The organism is Streptomyces chartreusis NRRL 3882 (genome assembly GCF_900236475.1).
Classification (GTDB): Bacteria; Actinomycetota; Actinomycetes; order Streptomycetales; family Streptomycetaceae; genus Streptomyces; species Streptomyces chartreusis_D.
In genome coordinates this window covers 459,941-482,189 of record NZ_LT963352.1, presented here as the reverse complement: position 1 = coordinate 482,189, position 22,249 = coordinate 459,941, and the positions used below count along the sequence as shown (strand labels likewise).

At 72.2% G+C, this 22,249-nt stretch carries 25 protein-coding genes; 12 read left to right on the top strand and 13 right to left on the bottom strand.

Translation table 11 applies throughout. The features are described from left to right. Positions 1-41: 41 nt before the first annotated feature. Genes SCNRRL3882_RS02225 through SCNRRL3882_RS02215 form a run of 3 tightly spaced genes read right to left on the bottom strand, consistent with a single transcriptional unit; the run spans position 42 to position 3,510 of the window. Entirely contained in the window at positions 42-395 is a 354-nt protein-coding gene (locus SCNRRL3882_RS02225) for a UBP-type zinc finger domain-containing protein (protein WP_010033196.1), read from the bottom strand. Further along, positions 392-1,837, bottom strand: a complete 1,446-nt coding sequence (locus SCNRRL3882_RS02220; RefSeq protein ID WP_029180717.1) for an ATP-binding protein — start codon at positions 1,835-1,837, stop codon at positions 392-394. Before SCNRRL3882_RS02220 ends, SCNRRL3882_RS02225 begins: the two co-directional genes overlap by 4 nt. Continuing rightward, positions 1,834-3,510, bottom strand: coding sequence for an FAD-dependent oxidoreductase (locus SCNRRL3882_RS02215; RefSeq protein ID WP_010033203.1), 1,677 nt, complete (start codon positions 3,508-3,510; stop codon positions 1,834-1,836). Before SCNRRL3882_RS02215 ends, SCNRRL3882_RS02220 begins: the two co-directional genes overlap by 4 nt. A gap of 175 nt (positions 3,511-3,685) precedes the next feature. Here SCNRRL3882_RS02215 and SCNRRL3882_RS02210 point away from each other — a divergent pair, with 175 nt between their 5' ends. Then, complete coding sequence (locus SCNRRL3882_RS02210) at positions 3,686-4,567, top strand: universal stress protein (protein WP_010033208.1); 882 nt, start codon at positions 3,686-3,688, stop codon at positions 4,565-4,567. A gap of 13 nt (positions 4,568-4,580) precedes the next feature. Here the strand turns inward: SCNRRL3882_RS02210 and SCNRRL3882_RS02205 are convergent, their stop codons facing one another. From SCNRRL3882_RS02205 to SCNRRL3882_RS02195, 3 genes are all read right to left on the bottom strand, one after another. Beyond that, on the bottom strand, positions 4,581-5,813 hold the full coding sequence (locus SCNRRL3882_RS02205; RefSeq protein ID WP_010033209.1) for a DUF4032 domain-containing protein: 1,233 nt from the start codon (positions 5,811-5,813) through the stop codon (positions 4,581-4,583). Positions 5,814-5,854: 41 nt separating this feature from the next. Further along, positions 5,855-6,601, bottom strand: a complete 747-nt coding sequence (locus tag SCNRRL3882_RS02200; protein WP_010033210.1) for an MBL fold metallo-hydrolase — start codon at positions 6,599-6,601, stop codon at positions 5,855-5,857. A 116-nt stretch (positions 6,602-6,717) separates the two neighbouring features. Beyond that, a complete protein-coding gene (locus SCNRRL3882_RS02195) occupies positions 6,718-7,341 on the bottom strand; it encodes an alpha-ketoglutarate-dependent dioxygenase AlkB (protein ID WP_010033211.1) in 624 nt (207 codons plus the stop codon). A 126-nt stretch (positions 7,342-7,467) separates the two neighbouring features. Between SCNRRL3882_RS02195 and SCNRRL3882_RS02190 the strand changes: the two genes are divergently transcribed. Next, entirely contained in the window at positions 7,468-8,079 is a 612-nt protein-coding gene (locus tag SCNRRL3882_RS02190; protein WP_010033214.1) for a TetR/AcrR family transcriptional regulator, read from the top strand. A 17-nt stretch (positions 8,080-8,096) separates the two neighbouring features. Next, positions 8,097-9,770 (top strand): FAD-binding dehydrogenase, encoded by a 1,674-nt coding sequence (locus tag SCNRRL3882_RS02185; protein WP_010033216.1) that lies wholly within the window; start codon positions 8,097-8,099, stop codon positions 9,768-9,770. A gap of 23 nt (positions 9,771-9,793) precedes the next feature. On the opposite strand, the gene SCNRRL3882_RS02180 is transcribed toward SCNRRL3882_RS02185, so the two are convergent. Continuing rightward, the gene (locus SCNRRL3882_RS02180; protein ID WP_010033219.1) at positions 9,794-10,144 is read right to left on the bottom strand and encodes a DUF488 domain-containing protein; all 351 of its coding nucleotides are present in this window, start codon (positions 10,142-10,144) and stop codon (positions 9,794-9,796) included. Between the two features lie 149 nt (positions 10,145-10,293). Here SCNRRL3882_RS02180 and SCNRRL3882_RS02175 point away from each other — a divergent pair, with 149 nt between their 5' ends. Then, positions 10,294-10,737, top strand: a complete 444-nt coding sequence (locus SCNRRL3882_RS02175; protein WP_010033224.1) for a DUF6098 family protein — start codon at positions 10,294-10,296, stop codon at positions 10,735-10,737. A gap of 26 nt (positions 10,738-10,763) precedes the next feature. Here the strand turns inward: SCNRRL3882_RS02175 and SCNRRL3882_RS02170 are convergent, their stop codons facing one another. Both SCNRRL3882_RS02170 and SCNRRL3882_RS02165 read right to left on the bottom strand, forming a co-directional pair. Beyond that, a complete protein-coding gene (locus tag SCNRRL3882_RS02170; RefSeq protein WP_010033226.1) occupies positions 10,764-11,015 on the bottom strand; it encodes a WhiB family transcriptional regulator in 252 nt (83 codons plus the stop codon). A gap of 102 nt (positions 11,016-11,117) precedes the next feature. Beyond that, positions 11,118-12,335 (bottom strand): saccharopine dehydrogenase family protein, encoded by a 1,218-nt coding sequence (locus SCNRRL3882_RS02165; protein ID WP_010033229.1) that lies wholly within the window; start codon positions 12,333-12,335, stop codon positions 11,118-11,120. Between the two features lie 114 nt (positions 12,336-12,449). Between SCNRRL3882_RS02165 and SCNRRL3882_RS02160 the strand changes: the two genes are divergently transcribed. Beyond that, positions 12,450-13,157, top strand: coding sequence for a TetR/AcrR family transcriptional regulator (locus tag SCNRRL3882_RS02160; RefSeq protein WP_010033232.1), 708 nt, complete (start codon positions 12,450-12,452; stop codon positions 13,155-13,157). Between the two features lie 25 nt (positions 13,158-13,182). Here SCNRRL3882_RS02160 and SCNRRL3882_RS02155 read toward each other — a convergent pair whose 3' ends face one another. Beyond that, positions 13,183-14,082, bottom strand: a complete 900-nt coding sequence (locus tag SCNRRL3882_RS02155; protein ID WP_040902442.1) for a LysR family transcriptional regulator ArgP — start codon at positions 14,080-14,082, stop codon at positions 13,183-13,185. Between the two features lie 69 nt (positions 14,083-14,151). Between SCNRRL3882_RS02155 and SCNRRL3882_RS02150 the strand changes: the two genes are divergently transcribed. Together SCNRRL3882_RS02150 and SCNRRL3882_RS02145 are read left to right on the top strand one after the other, a co-directional pair. Further along, on the top strand, positions 14,152-14,769 hold the full coding sequence (locus SCNRRL3882_RS02150; protein WP_010033235.1) for a LysE/ArgO family amino acid transporter: 618 nt from the start codon (positions 14,152-14,154) through the stop codon (positions 14,767-14,769). A gap of 83 nt (positions 14,770-14,852) precedes the next feature. Beyond that, complete coding sequence (locus tag SCNRRL3882_RS02145) at positions 14,853-16,145, top strand: MFS transporter (RefSeq protein ID WP_010033237.1); 1,293 nt, start codon at positions 14,853-14,855, stop codon at positions 16,143-16,145. Positions 16,146-16,149: 4 nt separating this feature from the next. Here SCNRRL3882_RS02145 and SCNRRL3882_RS02140 read toward each other — a convergent pair whose 3' ends face one another. From SCNRRL3882_RS02140 to SCNRRL3882_RS02130, 3 genes are all read right to left on the bottom strand, one after another. Continuing rightward, positions 16,150-16,605, bottom strand: coding sequence for a cyclic nucleotide-binding domain-containing protein (locus SCNRRL3882_RS02140; RefSeq protein ID WP_010033238.1), 456 nt, complete (start codon positions 16,603-16,605; stop codon positions 16,150-16,152). Between the two features lie 261 nt (positions 16,606-16,866). Next, positions 16,867-18,345: an aminotransferase class I/II-fold pyridoxal phosphate-dependent enzyme gene (locus SCNRRL3882_RS02135; RefSeq protein ID WP_010033239.1), complete on the bottom strand. Its 1,479-nt coding sequence runs from the start codon at positions 18,343-18,345 to the stop codon at positions 16,867-16,869. Between the two features lie 69 nt (positions 18,346-18,414). After that, positions 18,415-18,636: a hypothetical protein gene (locus tag SCNRRL3882_RS02130; protein WP_010033240.1), complete on the bottom strand. Its 222-nt coding sequence runs from the start codon at positions 18,634-18,636 to the stop codon at positions 18,415-18,417. A gap of 292 nt (positions 18,637-18,928) precedes the next feature. Here SCNRRL3882_RS02130 and SCNRRL3882_RS02125 point away from each other — a divergent pair, with 292 nt between their 5' ends. The 5 genes from SCNRRL3882_RS02125 to SCNRRL3882_RS02105 all read left to right on the top strand — a co-directional run bounded on the left by SCNRRL3882_RS02125 (position 18,929) and on the right by SCNRRL3882_RS02105 (position 22,243). Beyond that, the gene (locus tag SCNRRL3882_RS02125; RefSeq protein WP_029180718.1) at positions 18,929-19,363 is read left to right on the top strand and encodes an ATP-binding protein; all 435 of its coding nucleotides are present in this window, start codon (positions 18,929-18,931) and stop codon (positions 19,361-19,363) included. A gap of 207 nt (positions 19,364-19,570) precedes the next feature. Continuing rightward, entirely contained in the window at positions 19,571-20,434 is an 864-nt protein-coding gene (locus SCNRRL3882_RS02120; protein ID WP_010033244.1) for a SigB/SigF/SigG family RNA polymerase sigma factor, read from the top strand. 28 nt (positions 20,435-20,462) lie between these two features. Continuing rightward, on the top strand, positions 20,463-20,729 hold the full coding sequence (locus tag SCNRRL3882_RS02115) for a DUF5133 domain-containing protein (protein ID WP_010033246.1): 267 nt from the start codon (positions 20,463-20,465) through the stop codon (positions 20,727-20,729). A gap of 175 nt (positions 20,730-20,904) precedes the next feature. Then, on the top strand, positions 20,905-21,744 hold the full coding sequence (locus tag SCNRRL3882_RS02110) for a DUF1206 domain-containing protein (protein ID WP_029180719.1): 840 nt from the start codon (positions 20,905-20,907) through the stop codon (positions 21,742-21,744). Positions 21,745-21,808: 64 nt separating this feature from the next. Then, entirely contained in the window at positions 21,809-22,243 is a 435-nt protein-coding gene (locus tag SCNRRL3882_RS02105; protein ID WP_010033248.1) for a hypothetical protein, read from the top strand. Positions 22,244-22,249 lie beyond the last annotated feature (6 nt).

Sequence of the window (22,249 nt, the reverse complement as noted above, 5' to 3'; positions counted from 1 at the left end):
ATACAACCCGCAGCCGCCACGAAACCCTGAGACCCGAGCTCTCAGGCCCGCAAAACCCTCGCCCAGTCATCCGGCACCCGCCCCGCAGGCCCCGGCGCCGGCTGATCCGCGGGATGACTCACCGGCGGAGCCAGCTCCGGCCCCGACTCGTACAACTCGTTCGTCGAGTAGTCCCAGTACCAGCCCTCACCCGGCTCGAAGCTCTGCACCAGGCGATGTCCGGACTCCCTGAAGTGAGCCGTCGCGTGCTTCGCGGGCGAACTGTCACAACACCCCACGTGCCCGCACTGCGCACACCGCCGGAGGTGGAACCACCACCCCCCGGCCGCCTCGCACTCCGCGCACCCGCTGCCGCTCGGCGGGACACTCGGGTCGATACCGTTCTCACCACTCATGCCGACTCCTCCTCGACCGCTGTCAGCGGAAGCAGCACCTGGAACCGTGTGTCCCCCGGCTCCGACTCCACCTGAATCGTCCCGTGGTGCTTGTTGACCACGATCCGCCAGGAGATGTCGAGTCCGAGCCCGGTCCCCTCACCCACCGGCTTCGTCGTGAAGAACGGATCGAAGATCCGCCCCCGGTCCTCCGCCGGGATGCCGACGCCCGTGTCCCGGAACTCCACCAGCAGCCGTTCGTGGTCCCGGGCCGTCCGCACGGTCAAGGTCCCCTCCCCGCCCGCGCTGTTCATCGCCGAGACCGCGTTGTCGATCAGGTTCGTCCACACCTGGTTGAGCTCCGCCGGGTACGCCGGGATCCTCGGCAGCGTCCGGTCGTACTCCTTGACGACCTTGATCTGCCGGCCGATCTTGCCCGACAGCATCAGCAGCGTGCTGTCGAGGAGTTCGTGCACATCGGCGTGTTGGAAGGGCGCACGGTCGAGCTGGGAGTACTGCTTGGCCGCGTCGACGAGATGCGAGATGCGCGTGGTCGAGTCGTTGATCTCGTCCATCAGCAGCTCGGTCTCGACGGTGTAGTTGAGCCACCCGATCGCGCTCGGCAGGATCTCCTCGTCCACCGCCGCCGCGACCTGGTCCAGCCAGTCCTCGTCGAGACCGGCCTGCACGAAGACGGGCGCGATCCGCCAGCCGTCCGGGATGCCGTGGTCGTCGAGCCAGTCGGTGAGCGCGTCCTCCCGGTCCGAGGCCTCCAGCGGACTGAGCGTGGGGGCCTTGGCGACGCGTTCGGCGGTGCGTTCCTGGATGTCGATGAGGTTCGCCATGACCTCGGGGGAGTACGAACCCTGCGCGATGATCGCCAGCTTGTGCCGCATCTTGCCCACCCGCTCCCGCAGCGTCGCGGTCGCCCGTACGGCCGCCGCCGCGGGGTTGTTGAGCTCGTGGGTGAGGCCGGCGGACAACGAGCCGAGCGCCAGCAGCCGTTCGCGCTGCCCGATGGCCCGCTGGGTGTTCTTCGAACCGAAGAAGAGCCCCTCCAGCAGATGCACCGCCATCGGGAACCACTCCTGCATGATGCTCGCGAACGTGTCGGCGGGCAGCACGAAGAACCGCGTCGGCTCGGTGACGCGCATGGAGTTGTTGTAGACCTGCCGCACCCGGTCGCCCAGATACGCCTGCATGGACCCCGCGTACACCCCGCGCTGGGAGGTCCGGGTCACCTCCACGTCGTCGCCGCCGACCCGGCGGTACAGCACGACCGTGCCCTCGAGCATCACGTAGAAGCAGGTGGCGGGTTCGCCCTCGGTGTACACGGGGCCGGGCTCGAACTGCTCCACGCGTCCCTCGGCGCACAACCGTCCGAGCTGCTCGGGGGTCAGCTTCTCGAACAGGAACAGGGAACCGATCTCCTGCGGGGCGCACGGCATGGGCCGGCCGCTCATGACTGCTCCAGATACCGGTGGACGAGCATCACGGCCATGGCTCCCTCTCCGACGGCGGACGCGACCCGCTTGGCGGACTCGGAGCGGGCGTCGCCCGCCACGAACACCCCGGGCACATTGGTCTCCAGGTGGTACGGCGGCCGGTCCAGCTCCCAGCCCTCCGGCGGCCGGCCGTCGGCCGTCAGGTCGGGACCGGCGAGGATGAACCCGCGCTCGTCCCGCAGCACCGTGCCGTCCAGCCAGTCGGTCAGCGGGGCCGCGCCGATGAACACGAACACCCACTGCGCGTCGACCTCTTCGGTCTCGCCGGTGTCCACCTCCCGCAGGGTCAGCCGCTCCAGGTGGCCGTCACCGTGCGCCTCCTCGACGACCGTGCGGGCGCGCACCCGGATGTTGGGGGACTCCTCGATCTGCTGGATGAGGTAGTGCGACATCGACGCCGACAGCGACGGGCCGCGCACCAGCAGGGTCACCGACTTGGCGCCCCGCGACAGATACATCGCAGCCTGTCCGGCGGAGTTGGCGCCGCCGACGATGTACACGTCCTGCCCCTGGCAGGAGGGTGCCTCCGTCAGGGCCGACCCGTAGAACACCCCGCACCCGGTCAGGTCCTCGCAGCCGGGCGCCGACAGCTGCCGGTAGGAGACGCCGGTCGCCAGGATCACGCTGTGCGCGGCGACCGCCGAGCCGTCCGAGAACCGTACGATCCGGGCGGCGCCGTTGACCTCCAGCGCCGTCACCTCGCGCGCGGTGAGGATCTCGGCGCCGAACTTCGCCGCCTGCCGCCGGGCCCGGTCGGTGAGCTGGGCCCCCGACACGCCGTCGGGGAAGCCGAGGTAGTTCTCGATCCGGGAGCTCTGGCCCGCCTGTCCGCCGGTCGCCGACCGCTCCACCAGCACGGTCCGCAGCCCTTCGGAAGCGCCGTAGACCGCCGCGCCGAGCCCGGCCGGACCGCCGCCGATCACGACCAGGTCGTAGAAGTCGGCCGTCGGGGTCGTCGCCAGCCCGACCCGGGCGGCGAGGTCGACGGCCTCCGGCTCGACCAGCGGCGTCCCGTCCGGCGTGACCACCACGGGCAGCCGCATGCCGTCCTCGCCGGCCGCGGCCAGCAGTCGGCGGCCCTCCGGCTCGTCGGAGGAGTACCAGCGGTACGGCACCTGGTTGCGGGCCAGGAACTCCCGCACGTCCGAGGAGCGTGCCGACCAGCGGTGCCCGACGACCTTGGTACTCGGCACGGGCCGGTAGTCGCTGGAGCGCCACGCCTGGAGCAGATCGTCGAGGACCGGGTAGAGCTTCTCCTCTGGCGGGTCCCACGGCTTGAGCAGGTAGTGGTCGAGGTCGACGACGTTGATCGCGTCGATCGCCGCGTTCGTGTCCGCGTACGCCGTCAGCAGCACCCGCCGCGCACCCGGGTAGACGTCCAGGGCCTGTTCGAGGAACTCGATGCCGTTCATCTGGGGCATCCGGTAGTCGGCCAGGATCACGGCCACGAGATCGCCGCGCAGCTTCAGCTCCCGCAGCGCGTCGAGCGCGGACTCGCCGGACTCCGCGCGCACGATCCGGTACGACGCGCCGTACCGCCGCCTCAGGTCCCGGGCCACGGCCCTGGAGACCCCCGGGTCGTCGTCCACGGTCATGATGACGGTCCGCGCCGCATCGGCGGCCTGTGCCATACGTCCCCCACACCGGGCGGTCGACTCACGGCACGGTGCCCCGGGGCATCGCGCCGACCTCCGCCCATCGTATGTTCGATCGCCGCGGCGCGCTCCGATCCGGAGATCAGCCGTACGGACCGGGTAGTGAAGACTGAGCAGCACGTCAGTGACCTTGGAACAAGGAGGCAGCTGCATGACACGTCCGATCACCGCCGGGGTCGACGGATCGCAGGAGAGCCTGGCCGCGCTGGCCTGGGCGGCCCGGGAGGCGGTGCGGCGCGGGCTGGCGCTGCGAGTGGTGCACGCCTGGCGGTTCCAGCCGCACGAGGCGCTCGAAGCGGGGATCACCGGGGACGCGGACAGCCAGGAGCAGTGGGTGCACAGCGCGGTGACCGAGGCCGTCGGGACCGTCACCGAACGGCACCCGGACCTGGAGGTGACCACCGACGTCGTGGAGGGCCCGGTCGTCGACACCCTGGTCGCCGCCGCTGCCGGCGCCGAGCTGCTGGTGCTCGGCTCGCGCGGGCACGGGCCGATCGTCGGCTTCCTGCTCGGCTCGGTCGGCCAGCAGGTCATCGCCGAGGCCACCCGGCCCGTCGTGCTCGTCCGGGCCGGTGACCAGCCCTCGGCCGAGGCCGCCGGGCGGGAGATCGTCGTGGGCCAGCAGGGCGACGAGGGGGACAGCGCCGACGCGCTGCGGTTCGCGTTCGAGACCGCGGCCGTGCGCGGGGCGACCGTCCGGGTCGTACGGGCCTGGACACTGCCGCCCGTGTTCGCCTACAGCCCCGGCTCGCTGAAGCTCCTCGACGAGGCCGGGGGACTGGAGCCGTACGAGAAGAGGGCCCTGGCCGCCGCGGTCCGGCCGTGGCGGGAGCGTTTCCCCGACGTGCCGGTGGAGGAGCACGTGGAGATGGGCAGCGCCGGCCAGGTGCTGCTGTCGGTGGCCGGGACGGCCCAGCTGATGGTGGTCGGGCGGCGGGCCCACCGTACGGCCGTCGGCGCTCGCATCGGCTCGGTGGCGCACGGGGTGCTGCACCACGCGGACTGCCCGGTCGCCGTGGTCCCGCACACGTGAGGAGGCCTGTGTCTCAGTCCGCCGTCGGCTGAAGGGTCTTGCGGGCCTTGGGGAGGATGTTCTCGATGTAGTCCTCGACGGCCGTGTCGATGCCGATGTCGTGCTGGGCCCGCTCGGACAGGTACCAGCGGTGCTCGAGGAGCTGGTGGTAGATCTCCGCCGGGTCCATGGAACCGCGCAGTTCGGGCGGCACCGCCCGCACGGTCGGCCGGAACACCTCCCGCACCCAGCGGTGGGCCAGCACCTCGGGGCGGGCGCCCAGGGGATCGCCCGGGGCGTAGTCGTCCTGGGTCGCCATCCAGCTCTCCAGGTCGTTCAGCAGCCGCCGGGCCTGGTTCTCCTCCGTGTCCAGCCCGGTCAGGCGCAGCAGCTGGCGCTGGTGGTGTCCCGCGTCGACGACCTTGGGCACGAAGGTGACCGTGTCGCCGTTCGAGGCGTGCTCGATCTGCATCTCGGCGACGTCGAAGCCGAGGTCGTTCAGGCGGCGGATCCGGCGTTCTATGTAGTGGTACTTGCCCGCCGGATAGACGGAGGTGCGGGTCAGTTCGTCCCAGAGGCCGCCGTAGCGGGCGCAGATCTCCATGCCGAACTCGACCGGGTCCACCGACGGGTGCAGTGCCCCGGACGCCTCCAGGTCCAGCAACTCCCCGCTGATGTTCACGCGGGCGAGGTCCAGGTCGTACTCGCGCTGCCCGGAGCTGAGCTGCGGATGCAGGTCACCGGTCTCGGCGTCCACCAGATACGCGGCGTAGGCGCCCGCGTCGCGCCGGAAGAGGGTGTTGGACAGCGAGCAGTCGCCCCAGGCGAACCCGGCCAGGTGCAGGCGTACCAGGAGCACGGCGAGCGCGTCCATCAGCCGGTGCATGGTGGCCGGGCGCATGGTCGTCTCGAACATCGAGCGGTACGGCATCGAACCGCCCAGGTGCCGGGTGATCAGCACGCTCTCCAGCGGTGCGCCGTCCGCGTCGGTGCGGCCGGTGACCACGGCCAGCGGGTCCACCGCCGGGATGCCGATCCGGTCCAGGTCGCGCAGCAGCTCGTACTCGCGCTGCGCGGGCCGCTCGGCCAGCTCCTTGACGGCGATCACCTCGTCGCCGGCCCGGGAGTAGCGCACCACGTGCCGGGAGATGCCGCGCGGCAGTGGTACGAGGTACTCCTCCGGCCACTCCTCCAGGGGCAGGTCCCACGGCAGTTCCAGCAGAAGCGCGGGATGCTCCGGGTTGGTCGCGCTGATCTGAAGTGCCATGCGCCGGGTGTCCTTGTCTCGCCGCTGATCGTCACCCCAGATTAGAGGGCGCGCTCCCGGGCCCGGTGGGCGGCGTCCCGCAACGGACCGCGGTGGACCGGACCGTGCCCGGGCAGCAGCAGCTCGCCCTCCAGCTCCGCGAGGACGTCCAGGGAGGCCACGGCACGCGGGCGCTCGTGGTGGAACATGTCCGGCAGCAGCTGCGGTCCCTCGACCCGCGAGGTGGCGTGCCCGCTGACCAGGGCGTCGCCGGAGATCAGCACCCCGGTGCCGGGCACGTGGTAGGCGCAGTGCCCGCCGGTGTGGCCCGGCGTGTGCACCGGCACGGGCCGCCCGGGCAGGTCCAGGGCGCCCGCCGCCGGGAACGGCTCGGGGGCCGTGACGGGGTTGTGCATCGTGCCGCCTGAGCGCAGCGCGTGCACGGCCCACGGCAGCACCCCGGGGCGCCAGCCGTTCCTCAGCACCGTCCCGAGGGACACCTGGTGCAGGAACTCCCGGCGTGCGTGCGGCACTTCGGCCTCGTGGAGGTACACGGGCGTGCCGTACGTGGCGCGCAGGTACTCGGCGGAGCCCAGGTGGTCGTTGTGCGCGTGCGTGATGAGCACGGCCGCGACCGCCTCCGGGGAGCTGCCCACCTCCGCGAGCGAGGTGAGGAGCTGCTCCCGGTCGCCGGGGTAGCCGGTGTCGACCAGCGTGACGGCGTCCCCCTCCGCAAGGATCACCCAGTTGGTGTTGGAGCCGTGCACCAGGTAGGTGCCGTCGGCGACTTGGTGTACGTCTGCCCGCATGATCGCCCCGCGTTGTGTGGTACCAGCCCGACGAGAGAAGGAAAGCAGACCCCAGGGCAGGCGGAGTCGCCGGGTCCGTCCCAACGGGCCCGCGTGCCCCGGTCGTTCGGACGGGCTCAGTGCACGCCGTGCGGGCGGAACTGGATGCTGATGCGCGGCTCCGTCGCGCGCGTGCTCTTGGGCACGGAGTGCTCCCAGGTGCGCTGGCAGGAGCCGCCCATCACGATGAGGTCGCCGTGCCCCAGTGGCCGGCGCACGGTGTCGCGGCCGCCCCGCATCGGACGCAGCAGCAGGTCCCGGGGCGCTCCCACCGACAGGATCGCGACCATCGTGTCCTCACGCGCCCCGCGGCCGATCCGGTCGCCGTGCCAGGCCACGCTGTCCCGGCCGTCGCGGTAGTAGCACAGTCCGGCCGTGGTGAACGGCTCGCCCAGTTCCTCGCCGTAGTGGGCGCTCAGCGCGTCGCGCGCCTCGGTCAGGACCGGGTGCGGCAGCGGGTCGTCGGCGCCGTAGAAAGCGAGCAACCTAGGCACGTCGACGACGTGGTCGTACATCGTGCGCCGCTCCGCCCGCCACGGCACCTCGGCGGCCAGGTGTTCGAACAGTGTGTCGGAACCGCTGAGCCACCCGGGCAGGACGTCGAGCCAGGCGCCGAAACCGAGGTGGGTACGGCTGATCCCGTCGAGCGGCCCGAGCCGCAGCTCGTCGGCCTGGTCGAAAAGGGAGCCCTGGAGGTGCATGGCCCCAGGGTACCTCGTAATCGAATATGTGTTCCATCAAGATTCCGGGGTTTCGATACATCGGTGTATCGAATACAGTTCCGTATCGAAAGGGGGCCGGACACCGTGGAGGGAACGACCGGTCGGGTGACCAGGCGCCGTGTCCGCACCCGCGCCAATCTCCTGGACGCGGCGTTCTCCGTGTTCGCGGCCAAGGGCTTCGGGCACGTCTCGATCGAGGAGGTCTGCGAGGCCGCCGGCTACAGCAGGGGCGCCTTCTACTCCAACTTCTCCAGCCTCGACGAGCTGTTCTTCGCCCTCTACCGCGAGCGGGCCGACCTCATCGCGGAGCAGGTGGCCGGTGCTCTCGCCCTCGACGGGCCCGGCCTCGACGTGCCGGCCGCCGTGGACCGCGTCACCGACGTGCTGCTCCTCGACCGGGACTGGCTCCTCGTGAAGACGGACTTCCTGGTGCACGCGGCCCGCGACCCGGACGTCGCCCGGAGCCTGCTGGAGCACCGCGCGCGGCTGCGGCGGGCGATCGCCGACCGGCTCGCCCGCGCCCGCGGGCACACCGCACTGCCCGCCGTCCTGGGCGACACGGACGGCGCCGCCCACGCCGTGGTCGCGGCCTACGACGGCGTCACCACGCAACTGCTGCTGGACCGGGACGTCGAGCACGCCCGCGCCTGGCTGAAACAACTGCTCACGGCCCTGCTGACCGACGGCAGCGGCACCCCCGACCGCACGCGGAACTGAAGAAGGGAACGGTCGCCATGGATGCCGACGTCATCGTCGTCGGAGCGGGCCTCGCCGGCCTGGTCGCGGCACACGAACTGACCAGCAGGGGCAGGAGGGTCGCCCTCGTCGACCAGGAGAACGCCGCCAACCTCGGCGGACAGGCCTTCTGGTCCTTCGGCGGGCTGTTCCTCGTCGACTCGCCGGAGCAGCGGCGCCTGGGCATCAAGGACTCCTTCGACCTGGCCTGGAGCGACTGGCGGGGCAGCGCGGGCTTCGACCGGCTGGAGGACGAGGACTCCTGGGCGGTGCGCTGGGCGCGCGCCTACGTCGAATTCGCCGCGGGGGAGAAGCGGTCCTGGCTGAACGGGCACGGCATCACGTTCCTGCCCACCGTCGGCTGGGCCGAGCGCGGCGACCTCACCGCCCACGGGCACGGCAACACCGTGCCCCGCTTCCACATCGCCTGGGGCACCGGCACCGGTGTGGTGGAACCCTTCGTCCGCTACGCCGAGCAGGCCGCGCGCGACGGACTGCTCACCTTCCACCACCGTCACCGCGTCGACGAACTGGTCGTCGAGGACGGCAGCGCCCGCGGCGTGCGCGGCACGGTCCTGGCCGAGGACACCTCACCGCGTGGCGTCGCCTCCAACCGCGACGCCGTCGGCGAGTTCGCACTCACCGCCCAGGCCGTCGTCGTCACCAGCGGCGGCATCGGCGCCAACCACGACATCGTCCGCCGCTACTGGCCCGAGCGCCTCGGCACCCCGCCGCGGGAGATGGTCACCGGCGTCCCGGCCTACGTCGACGGCCGGATGCTCGACATCAGCGCCGAGGCGGGCGTACGCCTGGTCAACCGGGACCGCATGTGGCACTACACCGAGGGCCTGCAGAACTGGGACCCGATCTGGCCCGGCCACGGCATCCGCATCCTGCCCGGACCGTCCTCGATGTGGTTCGACGCCCTCGGCCGCCGCCTGCCCGGGCCGTACCTGCCCGGCTACGACACCCTCGGCACCCTGAAGCACCTGCGCACCACCGAGGACATCGCCGGGTACGACCACTCCTGGTTCATCCTCACGCAGAAGATCATCGAGAAGGAGTTCGCCCTGTCGGGCTCCGAGCAGAACCCCGACATCACCGCCAAGGACCGCGCCGGGTTCCTGAAGGAACGCATCCTCGGCAAGGGCGCGCCCGGACCGGTCGACGCGTTCCTGCGCAAGGGCGCCGACTTCGTGACAGCCCCCAGTGTCGAGCAGCTCGTCGAGAAGATGAACCAGCTGACCGACAGGCCACTGCTCGACGCGGCCGGGATCCGCCGCCAGATCGAGGCCCGCGACCTGCAGATCGCCAACCCCTACGCCAAGGACGCCCAGGTGCAGGGCATCCGCAACGCCCGCCGCTACATCGGCGACCGTCTCGGCCGGGTCGCCACGCCGCACCGCATCCTGGACCCGGACGCCGGCCCGCTGATCGGCGTCAAGCTGCACATCCTCACCCGCAAGACGCTCGGCGGCATCCAGACCGACCTCGACTCGCGCGCCCTCGGCACCGACGGCAAGCCGGTGGAGGGGCTGTACGCGGCCGGCGAGGTCGCCGGATTCGGCGGCGGCGGTGTCCACGGCTACAACGCGCTGGAGGGCACCTTCCTCGGCGGCTGCCTCTTCTCGGGCCGCGCGGCGGGCCGGGCGGCGGCGAAACAGACCGCCTGACCGTGCCGGGACGGCCCGCCTCCTCAGCTCCGCACGAGGCGGGCCAGCACCGTGGCGTGGCTCTCTTCCGGCGTCTTCGACGCGGTCAGCAGCGTCACATCACCCTTGCGGACCAGGTCACGGACGTGGTCGAGGACCTCGGCCGCCTCGTCGGCGGCGAGCTCCGCCTCGTACCGGCCGGCGAACTCCTCGTACGAGCCCTCGCCCGCGTGGTACCAGCGGCGCAGTTCCGTCGACGGGGTGATCGCCTTGGGCCACTCGTCCACCCGGGCCGCGTCCTTCGCCAGGCCCCGCGGCCACAGCCGGTCGACCAGGACACGCACCCCGTCCTCCGGCTCGGGCGGATCGTAGACGCGGCGTACGCGGACGCTCATGCTCGTCCCCTTCTGCTTCTGCGACGGACGGGTGTGCCGCGAGCGTAACCCCGACCGGGCGCCGGCACCCGCCGCGCCGAAGGGCCGATTCCGCTCGCGCCGAGCGGGTACTCCGTCCGCCTGACGGCGTCGAGGGAGGAGGTCACGACATGAGTGGATCGGACGACCTGCCGGTCGTGCGCACACTCGCCGAGCTCACCGAGCTGGTCGAACGGCACCAGGGCCTGTACGTCCGCTGGTCGCGCGGCCCCGCGACCGATCTCCGCGACGTGTCCAGCACCGACGATCTCACGGGCGTGTCCATGCCGGGCCTGTCCGCCAACCCGCTCGACGTCGAGGACTGGTGGGAGGACCGGCCCGTCCGGGTGTGGGTGGCGCGTCGCCTGCACGACTACGCCCATCTGCCGCACGAGAAGGGGCCCGGCGTACGGCCCTGGGTGCTCGCGGGCAAGGAGACCGCCCGCGGACCCGACAACGAACCGCTGGTCACCGACGCCCGGCCGATGAGCTGGATCGACCAGCAGGTGATCGACGAGGCGAAGGCGGAGGTGTCCCGGCAGGAGAACCCCTGGGGGCCGCTGCGCCGCAGCTGAATCCCCCAGGGGAGGTGGGCAGGGCGTCAGCCCGAGCGGCGGCGGGCCGCCGCGCGCCGCTTCAGCGCACGCCGTTCCGTCTCGCTGGTCCCGCCCCACACACCGATGGACTGCCCCGTGTCCAGCGCCCACTGCAAGCACTGCTCCTGGACGGGGCAGCGCCGGCACACCGCCTTGGCCTGCTCCGTCTGGAGGAGGGCCGGGCCGGAGGTGCCGATCGGGAAGAAGAGCTCGGGGTCCTCGTGCCGGCAGGCAGCGTGGTCTCGCCAGTTGTCCATCGAAGTCACCTGCGATCGCAGTAGAAACGTGCCCGTTCGGATGATTGCTCCTTTTCGGGTCACCTGTCGAGGCGTGGTGAAACAGCGCCGCCCGGACACCGCTCACTGCTCGCGCAGGCCCCAGGGCGAGCCGTAGGCCGTCAGCAGGTCCAGGAACGGGCGGGCCGGGAAGGCCTCGGGGCCGAGCACGCCCGCGCCGGACCAGGCGCCCGAGGCGAGGAGTTCGAGCGCGACGACGGGATTGACGGCGGTCTGCCACACCACGGCCTGGGAGCCGTACTCCGCCATGGACCACTGGTTGTCGACCACGTGGTACAGGTATACGTCGCGCGGCCTCCCGTCCCGCACGCCCCGCACCCACGTGCCCGCACACGTCTTTCCGCGCATCCGCTCGCCGAGTGTCGCCGGGTCGGGCAGGCACGCGGCGACCACGTCCCGCGGCGAGACGGCCACCGGTCCGTCCGTCCCCGGCACCGTCACCGGGTCGGTGCGGTCCAGGCCCAGCAGGTGCAGCGTCTTCAGCGTCTCGACGAACTCGCGGCCCAGGCCGTACTTGAAGGTGACGCGGCGCGTGTCGACCCAGCGCGGGACGAGCAGCACCTCCTCGTGCTCCACGTTCACGCACTCGACCGGTCCGATGCCCTCGGGGAAGTCGAAGACCTCGGACTCGCTGAAGGGTTCGGTGGTGAACCAGCCCCGGCCGGCCTCGTAGACGACCGGCGGGTTGAGGCACTCCTCGATGGTGGTCCAGATGCTGAACGAGGGCGCGAAGCCGTAGCCGTCGACGGTCAGGTTCGCGCCGTCGCGGATGCCGATCTCCTCGATCTCGTCGAAGAGTTCGTCGGCGGCGTACCGCGCGAAGACGTCCGACAGGCCCGGCTCCACGCCCATGCCGACGAGGGCCAGCACGCCCTCCTTCTCCCAGTCGGCCGCCTGCGCGAACTGCTCGTCGCCCAGCTTCACCCCGCACTCCTCGTACGGCCGCTCGGCGTGCGGACGGGACAGGGACATCGCCATGTCGACATACGTGGCGCCCGCGGCGCGGGCCGCGCGGAACAGCGGCATCACGAAGCGGGGGTCGGTGGCGTTGAGGAGGACGTCGCAGCGATGCCGTGCCAGCAGGCGGGCCACCGCCGGTTCGTCGCCCGCGTCCACCTGCTCGGCGGTGAACCGTGGGTCACCGCCGAGCGCCGCGACCGCCGCCTCGGACCGGCCGGGGTCGTGGTCGGCCACCACCATCGCCTCGAAGAGGGGCCGCCGGGCAGCGATCTTGGTGATCGCGCCGCCCACGCCTCCGGCACCCACGAGCAGTACACGCATGACAGAAACTCCCTTTTCGCGAAGAACCTGGCGCGCCCTCGGGGGAGATACAACGCCGCCGCGCGTCTTAAGGTCAATGTCGTTGGCATAAGGAGCCAGTGGAGGGAGCCCGTCGTGCCCAAGCCCGTGGTGCCCGAGGAGAAACGCCGCCGGCGCAGGCCCACCAAGAGCGGCACCGTGCTGTCCGAACGGCTGATCGTCGAGACGGCGCTGCGGATGCTGCGCGAACACGGCAGCGCGGGGCTGACCGCCCGCAGGCTCGGCCTGGCCCTGGACGCCGACCCGAGCACGCTCTACCGGTACTTCCGGGGCATGGACGATCTGACGCTCGCCATCGGCGACGCGCTGATCGGGCAGGCGCTCGGCGGCTGGGCGCCGACGGGGGAGTGGCGGGCGGACCTGCGGGCCGTCGGGCTGCGCATCCACGCCGCGTACGTGGAGCATCCGCAGGCCGCGGTGCTCACGGCGAGCCGCGTCTCGGGCCGCGCCCATGAACTCGCGGCCGACGAGGCCGTCCTGGACATCCTGCGCACGGCGGGCTTCCCGGTGCCGGACGCGGTGCGCGTCTACCACGCCTTCGTCGACACGACACTGGCCTTCGCCGCGCTCGACGCGGCCTCGCTGGCCCTGCCCAGCGCCTCGCTGCGGGCCGACGAGGAGATGTGGCGCTCGACGTACGCCCGCCTGCCCGCCGCCACCCACCCCCGTATCGCGGAGGCGGCACCCCTGCTCGCCACCCGCATGCTCACCAGCGCCTATCCGACGGCCCTGGACATGCTGCTGGACAGCGCGGCGGCTCAGCTGGAGGGGATCCGGGGGTAGGGCGTCGCGCCCGCAGCGCCTCGCGTCACGCCCGCAGTGCCTCCCCGGCGGTCGCCGTCACCGTCTCCGCCACCTGTGCCAGCGCGGGCGAGTCGAGCTTCCACTGCTGCCAGTACAGCGGCACGTCCACCGTCCGGCCCGGGGCGATCCCGACCAGCCGCCCGGTGCGCAGCAGCGGATCCGCCTGGGCCTCGGGCACCAGGCCCCACCCCAGTCCGGCCGCCACGGCCTCGGCGAAACCCTCCGAGGTCGGCACGTAGTGGCGCAGCGCGCTCGCGCCGCTCCGCCCCCGGGTGAGCCGGCGCACGAAACCGTCCTGGAAGTCGTCCCGCCGGTCGAAGGCCACGACGGGCAGGTCGAGGAGCACCTGTTCCAGCGGCCCGCCGCCGAGGTGACGCGCGGCGAAGTTCGGCGCGGCCACGGGCAGGTAGCGCATCCGCCCCAGCGACCGGACGGAACAGCCCGGCACGGGATCCGGCGACGAGGTCACCGCGGCCATCACCACCCCCTCCCGCAGCAGCGCCGCCGTGTGGTCCTCGTCCTCGCGGCGCAGTTCGAAGCAGAGCCGCAGCTCCTCCGGCACACGCGTGAGCACCCGCAGGAACCAGGTGGCCAGCGAGTCCGCGTTCACCGCCACCGACACCCGGGTCGGCTCCCCGGTCCCGCTCAGCCCGAGCTCCGCGTACGCGTCGCGCTCCAGCCGCGCCACCTGCCGGGCCAGCCGCACCAGCACCTCGCCCGACTCGGTCGGCCGCACCGGCTTGGTCCGCAGCAGCAGCACCCGCCCCGTGCGCTGCTCCAGCGCCTTCACACGCTGACTGATCGCCGACGGCGTCACGTGCAGCGCGGCCGCCGCCGCGTCGAAGGTCCCCTCGTCCACGACCGCGAGCAGGGTGCGCACCTGGTCCAGTGGAAGGTCAGCCATCACGGACGCTAATGATACGTAAGAATCTTTAGCTGTACCCGGGACGGATCCGTCCGTAGCGTCACGGCCATGACCAGCACCTTCACCGCCGCAGCCGCGGGGTTCGGCACCGGCCTGTCCCTCATCGTCGCCATCGGCGCCCAGAACGCCTTCGTCCTGCGCCAGGGGATCCGGCGCGACGCCGTCCTCGCCGTCGTCGGCATCTGCGCCCTGTCCGACGCCGCCCTCATCACGCTCGGGGTCGGTGGGGTCGGCGCGGTGGTGGTGGCCTGGCCGGGCGCCCTGACGGCGATCGGCTGGATCGGCGGCGCGTTCCTGCTGTGCTACGGCGCCCTGGCCGCCCGGCGGGTGTTCCGGCCGGACGGTGGCGGGCTGCGGACCGACGGGGAGGCGGCCGGATCGCGCCGCCGGGCCGTGCTCACCTGCCTGGCGATGACCTGGCTCAACCCGCACGTCTACCTCGACACCGTGTTCCTGCTCGGCTCCGTCGCCGCCGACCACGGCCCGCTGCGCTGGACGTTCGGCCTCGGCGCCGTGCTGGCCAGCCTGTGCTGGTTCGCCGCCCTCGGGTTCGGCGCGCGGATGCTCGGCCGCTTCCTCGCCAAGCCCGCCGCCTGGCGGGTCCTGGACGGCCTGGTCGCCGCCACCATGATCGTGCTCGGTGCCGTGCTCATCACCGGAAGCTGAGACCTCGGCTCTCCGGCGCCCGGCGGGTGGTGCGATAGTGATCGCCGACCCGGTAGATGTAGCGAGCATCCAGGAAGCGGCGCGTGGACACGAGCGAGAGCACGGCGGAAGAGCGGGATCCGGCGCCGGAGGACCACCGGCGGCGCGGCTGGCGGCGCTGGGCCATGGACACCCGCCCGCTGCGCCGCCCCGCCTACCGGCGGCTGTGGAGCTCGACCATCGTCACGGCCGTCGGCAGCCAGCTCACCGCCGTCGCCGTGCCCAAGCAGATCTACGACATCACCGGCTCCTCGGCGTGGGTCGGCGCCGCGAGCCTGGCCGGCCTGGTGCCGCTGATCGTGTTCGCGCTGTGGGGCGGGGCGATCGCCGACAGCATGGACCGGCGCAAGCTGCTGCTGGTCACCAACAGCGGCATCGCCGTGACTTCGCTGCTGTTCTGGCTCCAGGCCTTCACCGGCCTGGAGTCGGTGGCCGCGCTCATGGTGCTGCTCGCGGTGCAGCAGGCCTTCTGGGGCCTGAACGCACCGGCCCGCAACGCCTCCATCGCCCGGCTGGTCCCCGAGGACGAACTGCCCGCGGCCAACGCCCTCGGCTCGACCGTGATGCAGACCGGGCAGGTGGCCGGGCCGCTGCTCGCTGGCGCCCTCATCCCCGTCGTCGGCCTGCCCGAGCTGTACCTCATCGACGCGCTGGCCCTGTGCGTGACGGTGTGGGCGGTGTACCGGCTGCCGTCCTTGCCGCCCCTGGCCGGCACCGCCGTCCGCCGCGCGGGCGTGAAGGAGATCGCCGCCGGCTTCCGCTACATCTCCGGGCACACCGTGCTGCTGCTGTCCTTCCTCGCCGACATCATCGCCATGGTCCTCGGCATGCCCCGGGCCCTGTTCCCGCAGCTCGCCGCCCAGACCTACGCGCCGTACGGCGAGGGGCTCGCGCTGGGTCTGCTGTTCGCGGCGATCCCCATCGGTGCCGTGCTCGGCGGACTGTTCTCCGGCACCTTCTCCCGGGCCCGCCGGCACGGCTGGATGGTCATCGGGGCGGTCGTCGCCTGGGGCGTGGCCATCACGGGCTTCGGACTGAGCAGCAGTCTGTGGGTGGGCGTGGCGTTCCTGGCGGTGGCCGGGGTGGCCGACATGGTGTCGATGGTCTTCCGCGGGGCGATCCTGCTGTCCGCCGCGACCGACGAGATGCGCGGGCGCATGCAGGGCGTCTTCACCGTCGTCGTGGCGGGCGGCCCGCGCCTCGCCGACGTGCTGCACGGCACCGCGGGCTCCGCCTTCGGCCCCAAGGCCGCGGTCGCGGGCGGCGGGCTGCTGGTCGTCGCCGTGATGCTGGCGCTGGCCGCGGCGGTGCCGGCGCTGCGGCGCTACCGCGTCTGACGCCTCACAGGGCGCCTCGCCTGTGCAGGGTGTACTGCTCCATCAGCTTGCCCCGGGTCATCTCCAGGCGGTGCGCGAGCACCTCGGCGACGTTGCGCACCAGCACCAGCCCGAGCTGCGGATCCTCCTCGCACAGCCGCAGCACGGCCGCCGCGTCGAACTCGTAGGCCCGTACGGGACTGAACGCCTGCGCGCCGAAGTCCCAGGTGTACGGCGGGAAGAGCCACGACCAGCCGAGCAGGTCGCCCGCGCCGAGGCTGGCCACGGTCGCCCGCTGGAGGGAGTTCACCTGCTGGTCCAGGGAGACCGCGCCGGAGCGGATGACCCAGAAGCGGTCGGCCGTGCCGCCCGCCTCGAAGATCCGGGCGTCCTCGGGGAAGGACACCTCCCTGGCGAGGGTCATCAGGCGCTGCCGCTGGGGCGGAGGCAGGGCGGTCAGGAGTTTGATCGCTTTGGTCATGACGCGGGGCTCCTCGCCGGGCGGTCGACATCCGGTGCTTTCCCTACGCCCATTTCAGCCGCTGGCGGGGCCCCGGGCACCTCGGCGTGCACAACTTTTCCGGGGCATGAAGAAGCCCTGGCTGGACGGGGGAAACCAGCCAGGGCCGTAAGCAGTGGTGCGGAGGACGGTGGGTCGACTCCGTCACCACGTATGAATGAACCGTAAACCATGCAAGGTGCGTGCGGGCACCCGGGACCGGGTCGCGTGACCCGTTTCACGTCACTCCGCGTCCCCGGCCAGGACCCGGACCGTCTCCAGCTCCGGGTCCGTGGGGTCGGGCAGGTGCATCCCCGCGGCCAGTCCGGTCCGCAGGTACGCCAGGACCGGCTCGGTGAGGCGCTCGCCGGGCAGGACGGCCGGGATGCCGGGGGGATACGGCGTGATCATCTCCGCCGCGACCCGTCCGGCCGCCCGCGCCACCGGCACGTCCTCGGCCGGACCGAAGAACGCGTCCCGGGGCAGTACCGCCTGTTCCATCCGCAGCTCCGCCGGCGACGGCACCTCCACCCGCGGCGCCCGGGGCAGATCCCGCGCGGCCCGCGCGAGGTCCCGCAGCGCCTCCAGCAACTGCCCGGTCGTCTCCCGGTCGTCGCCGTGGGTGATCTGAGCGCCGATGCGGCGGTGGTCCACCAGATGCGCGTCGATGTGCCGGTGCTCGCGCAGCCAGTCCGCCGCCTGGAAGCCCGTGATCCCCAGCCCGGCGAGGTCGACGACGCCGGGCAGCGGGTCGAGGTCGTCGGACAGGCCCGGGCCGCAGAAGTCGTCGCGGTCGTTGACGTGCAGCCCGTCGATCTCCTCGATGGCGGAGCGGACCTCGCCCGCGAGATCCAGCGCGCCGCCCATCAGCTCCTCGCCGTGCAGCGCCATCTGCCGGCGCCAGCCGTCCAGACCCGCGAAGATCAGCACCGAGGGGCTGGTGGTGCCCAGCAGGTCCGCGCGCATCCCCAGCAGCGCCGGCGGGACCAGATCGCCCTGGAGATGGAAGACCGAGCCCTGCTCCAGGCCGCTGCCCATCTTGTGGATGCTGGTCACGCAGATGTCCGCGCCCGCGTCCATCGCCCAGGACGGCAGGTCGGGGTGGAACGGCAGATGCGCGCCCCAGGCCTCGTCCACGATCAGCGGCCGCGAGCGCCGGTGGCACACCTCGGCGACCGCTCGCAGATCCGCGCAGCCGCCGTATGGCGTGGGGCTCGTGACGAGCGCACCCCGCGCGTCCGGGTGGGCCTCGAAGGCCCGGTCGAAGTCCTCGGCGGACGGGGGATGGGCCAGGTGCCGCTCGGCGTCCCACCGCGGCTCCACCCAGACGGGCTCGATACCGGAGATGATCAGCCCCGCCACCACCGACTTGTGGGCGTCACGCCCGATCAGCAGCTTCTCGTGCGGCCCGGCGACCGACAGCATCGCGGCCTTCACCGACAGGGAACTGCCGCACGTGCTGAAGAACGTGTGCTCGGCGTGCACCGCGTCGGCCATCAGCTCCTGGGAGCGCTGCAGTACCCGCCCCCGGGTGAGCCGGTCGTCCAGACCGCCCGAGGCGAGCACATCGCCGTGGAAGACCGCGTCGCCGAGAACCTCCCGGACCGCCGGGTCGGCGCCGCGGGCCTGCTTGTGCCCGGGCGGCGTGAACGACAGGTGCCCCTTGCGGCGGTACTCGTCCAGGGCTTCCAGGACCGGTGCTCGGGTGTGGTCGACTGTCATGCGCACCGGGTTCCCGGCAGGTGCTCGCGCAATCCGCCCGTGCCCGGCACCGGGCACCGGCCGTCCTGGTCAGCCTCCCGCGGCGTGTTTGCCCGGAGTCAGGATCTCGTCCAGCACCCTGAGCACCGCCTCGTAGGACATCTGCCGCACGGTCGCGTCCCTGGCCCCCTTCGGGTCGGAGGCGCCCAGTTCCTCGCTCCTGGTCCGCCACGTCCGCTCCTCGCGCACCGCGCAGGCCCTCGCGCGCTGGATGCGCCGCAGCAGTTCATCGGAATCCACCACATCGGTCATGCACCCCGCGTACCCCGGCGACGCGTGGCGATGGCATCGATTCACAGCCGTCCCGGGCCTCCCAGGGGTCTTTTCGGGCTCTTTTTCCGGCATCGGTGCGGACCGAGGTTTGCAGGTGCGGGGAGAGGTCAGCCGAATGAGAGACCCGCGGCGCGCGCGATGCGCCCGCAAGCCGCGGGTGGTGGAAGGAAACACCGACAGCGGGTCCGTGAGCCCGAGGCGTGCCCGGGCGGGCGGCCACGGTGCGCGGTCCGGACCCGGCTCATGTCCTGACCGAGCAGGGAGCTGAAGGATGTGCGAGGAGCACATGATCGAATCGGTAGGCGGGCCGCCCGGTGCGCGCCGGGCCCGGCCGTGCAAACCCGCCGAGGCACGCCGGGCCGTGGAGCGCGCTGTCGCCGAGCGCTGCCGCACCACCCACACCGCGTGTGACGTGGACGCCCTGTCCGACGCGCTGCTCGTCGCCTCGGAGCTGACGACCAACGCGATCCTGCACGGCGGCGGAGTCACCGACTTCCGGGTCGATGTCGACGGCCCCGGCGTACGGGTCTCCGTGAGCGACCGCAGCGACGAACTGCCGGTGACCGCGCCGCCCACCGATCCGCACGGTCGGCTGCGGCACGGCGGCCACGGCTGGCCCATCGTCTGCCGGCTCTCCCGCGACGTCCGCGTGTCCGACCTGCCCTCCGGCGGCAAGTGCATCACCGCCGTCGTGCCCCTCTCCTGAACGGCCGTTTGCTGGTTCCCGCCAGATTGCACGGCAAAGTGGAGTTTGTTCCACCGGTGGCAGGGCAGTCGCAGTTTCGTGCTTCGGACCGGAGGCGCGCCAGCGGGAGCGGTATGTATGACTGCCCCGGAGGCCCTCCAGGCGATCCGGGCAGCGACCGTCCCGCGGCAAGTCCCTGAAACCATCGTTGTTCAGGAGCGAATCCGCATGCTCATCGATACGCCCACCAACCGTCCCGGCACGCCCGAAACGACCACCACCGCCTCCCGGCGGCGGCACGACGACGCCCCGGACACCGCGGAGCTCTTCGCCCGGCTGGCCGAGCTGGAGGAGGGGCCCGAGCGGGAAGCCGTCCGCGACGAACTCGTCACGCTGTGGCTGCCCATGGCCCACCGCATCGCCGGCCGCTTCCGCGACCGCGGAGAGTCCATCGAGGACCTCCGGCAGGTGGCAGCCCTGGGGCTGGTCAAGGCCATCGACCGGTTCGACCCGAGCCGGGGAGCCTTCGAGAGCTACGCCGTCCCCACCATCACCGGTGAGGTCAAGCGGCACTTCCGGGACCGCATGTGGGCCCTCCGGGTGCCCCGCCGCGTGCAGGAACTGCGCAACAAGGTGCGGGTGGCACGCCGTGAACTCACCCAGAACCCGGGCAGCCCCGAGCCCTCCGTGGCGGACATCGCCGCCCACACCGGCCTGACCGAGGAAGAGGTCAATGCCGGGCTCGAGGCCCTGGAGAGCTTCAGCACGCTGTCGCTGGACGCCGAACTCTCGGCCGACGACGACGGCTACAGCCTCGCGGACACCCTCGGCGCGGCCGACTCGTCCTACGACGTCGTGGTCGACCGCGAGTCCGCCAAGGAAGGCCTGCGCCGCCTGCCGGAACGCGAGCGGGCCATTCTGTACATGCGGTTCTTCGAGGACATGACACAGAGCCGCATCGCCGACCACCTGGGCATCTCCCAGATGCACGTCTCCCGCCTCATCAGCCGCAGCTGCGCCCGCGTGCGCGACGAGGTCCTGGGGCAGCGGACGGGCACCCGCGGCACCGGCGGCACCTCCACGACGGCCTGACCATCCGACCCCCGAGGAGCGACGAACCATGCTGAGGCCCCATCCCGCCGTGCTGCGCCGTCTCGTCGACGAGTACGAGGCACTGGCGGCTGCCGTGCCGGCGAGCGACCCGGCCGCCGTGAGCGCGCGGGCACGCGACCTTGCGTACACGTTGTGCGTGTCCACCGGCACCCGGGACGTCGAGCGTGCCCTGGAGGTCGCTCACCAGTGGCTCGCGACCGCACCCGCACCGGCCCGCGAGACCATCCAACAGACCGTCACCGGGCAGCACGTGCCGACCCCGGAGCCCGCCTGATCCGGGTGTGCGCGTGACATGACGGGGCGCGGCACCCAAGGGGCCCGGCCGACGGCGGCAGCCGTCGGCCGGGCCCTCTCATGTCACGCCACGGGTGACCGGAATCCCCTGGTCCGGCGGCCGGGCCGGGTGTGTGGCGGCCGAGCCGGGGCATCCGGAGTGCCGGGAGGTCCACATGAACACGAGTGCGATGGCACAAGGCGGTCGGATCCGGGCCCGGCGAGTGGCGCGGGGTTCGGTGACCGAGGGGGCGGCACGGGCGGGCCTGGCCGCCCGGGGTGTGATCTATCTGCTCGTCGGGGCCCTGGCGCTGCAGATCGCCTTCGGCGACACGGGTGAGCAGGCCGACCGCGGGGGAGCCCTGGCCGAACTGTCACAGAAGCCGTTCGGCGCGGTGCTGCTCTGGGCGCTGGGCATCGGTCTCGCCGGCATGGCCCTGTGGCGGCTGTCCGAGGTCCTGTTCGGCTCCGTCGGACCGGACGGCCGCAGCGCACGCAAGCGGCTGCTGGCGGCGGCCCGCTTCGTGTTCTACGTCTTCGTCGCCTACTCCGTGCTGTCGTTCGCGGCGGACCGCGGCCGAAGCGGCGGCGGATCCAGCGACCGGCAGTCCCAGGACGCCACCGCCAGGGCCCTGGAGATACCCGCCGGCCAGTGGCTGGTCGGCGCGGCCGGCATCGCGATCGTCGTGGCCGGCGGGTGGATCGGCGTACGGGCGGTGCTCCGCAAGTACCACGACAAGCTCCGGCTCGGCCAGATGAGCCCCCGGACACGGCGGCTGGTGGACGTCACCGGCGTGGCCGGCGGCGCCGCCCGCGGGCTGGTGTTCGCCGTGGCCGGCCTCTTCGCCGTCCGCGCGGCGATCGACTACGAACCGGACCGGGCCAAGGGACTGGACGACACCCTGCGCAGCTTCGCGGACACCCCGCTCGGTCCCTGGCTGCTGGTCTGCGTCGCCGCCGGGCTGGTGCTGTTCGGGGTGTTCTCCTTCGCCATGGCCCGCTGGCGCCGCGTCTGATCCGCGTCATGTGGGGAACACGAAGCGCGCGTCTGATCCGCGTCATGTGGGGAACACGAAGCGAATGAGCGATTCCGAGATTCCGCATGGCGACGGCCGGCCCGTGGACGTGTACCTGGACCTCCTGCGCATCCGGATGGACACGGAGGACTACCGCCTCCTGATGCGCGTGGTGGAACCGGTCCTCGAGGCGATCGACGAGGAGCGCCTGTCCAGCCTCGACTTCGCACTCGACTCAGGGGCCGACGACGAACTGCCCCAGGAGGTCCGTGACGAGGTGGCCCTCGTCATCGCCACCGCCGTCACCGGCCGCCTGGACAACGAAGTGATCGAACTCGACGTGGACGAGACCGGCCCGGTCAGGATCGTCACGGACGCGTCCACCGCGTCCGACCCGGTCCGCCTCGGCGAGATCGCCGACTACATCAAGGAACGGCACCGGCAGACGGAGGAGCTGCGGGGCATCGCCGAGGTCAGCGGACTGCCCACCGACTTCTGAGCGACG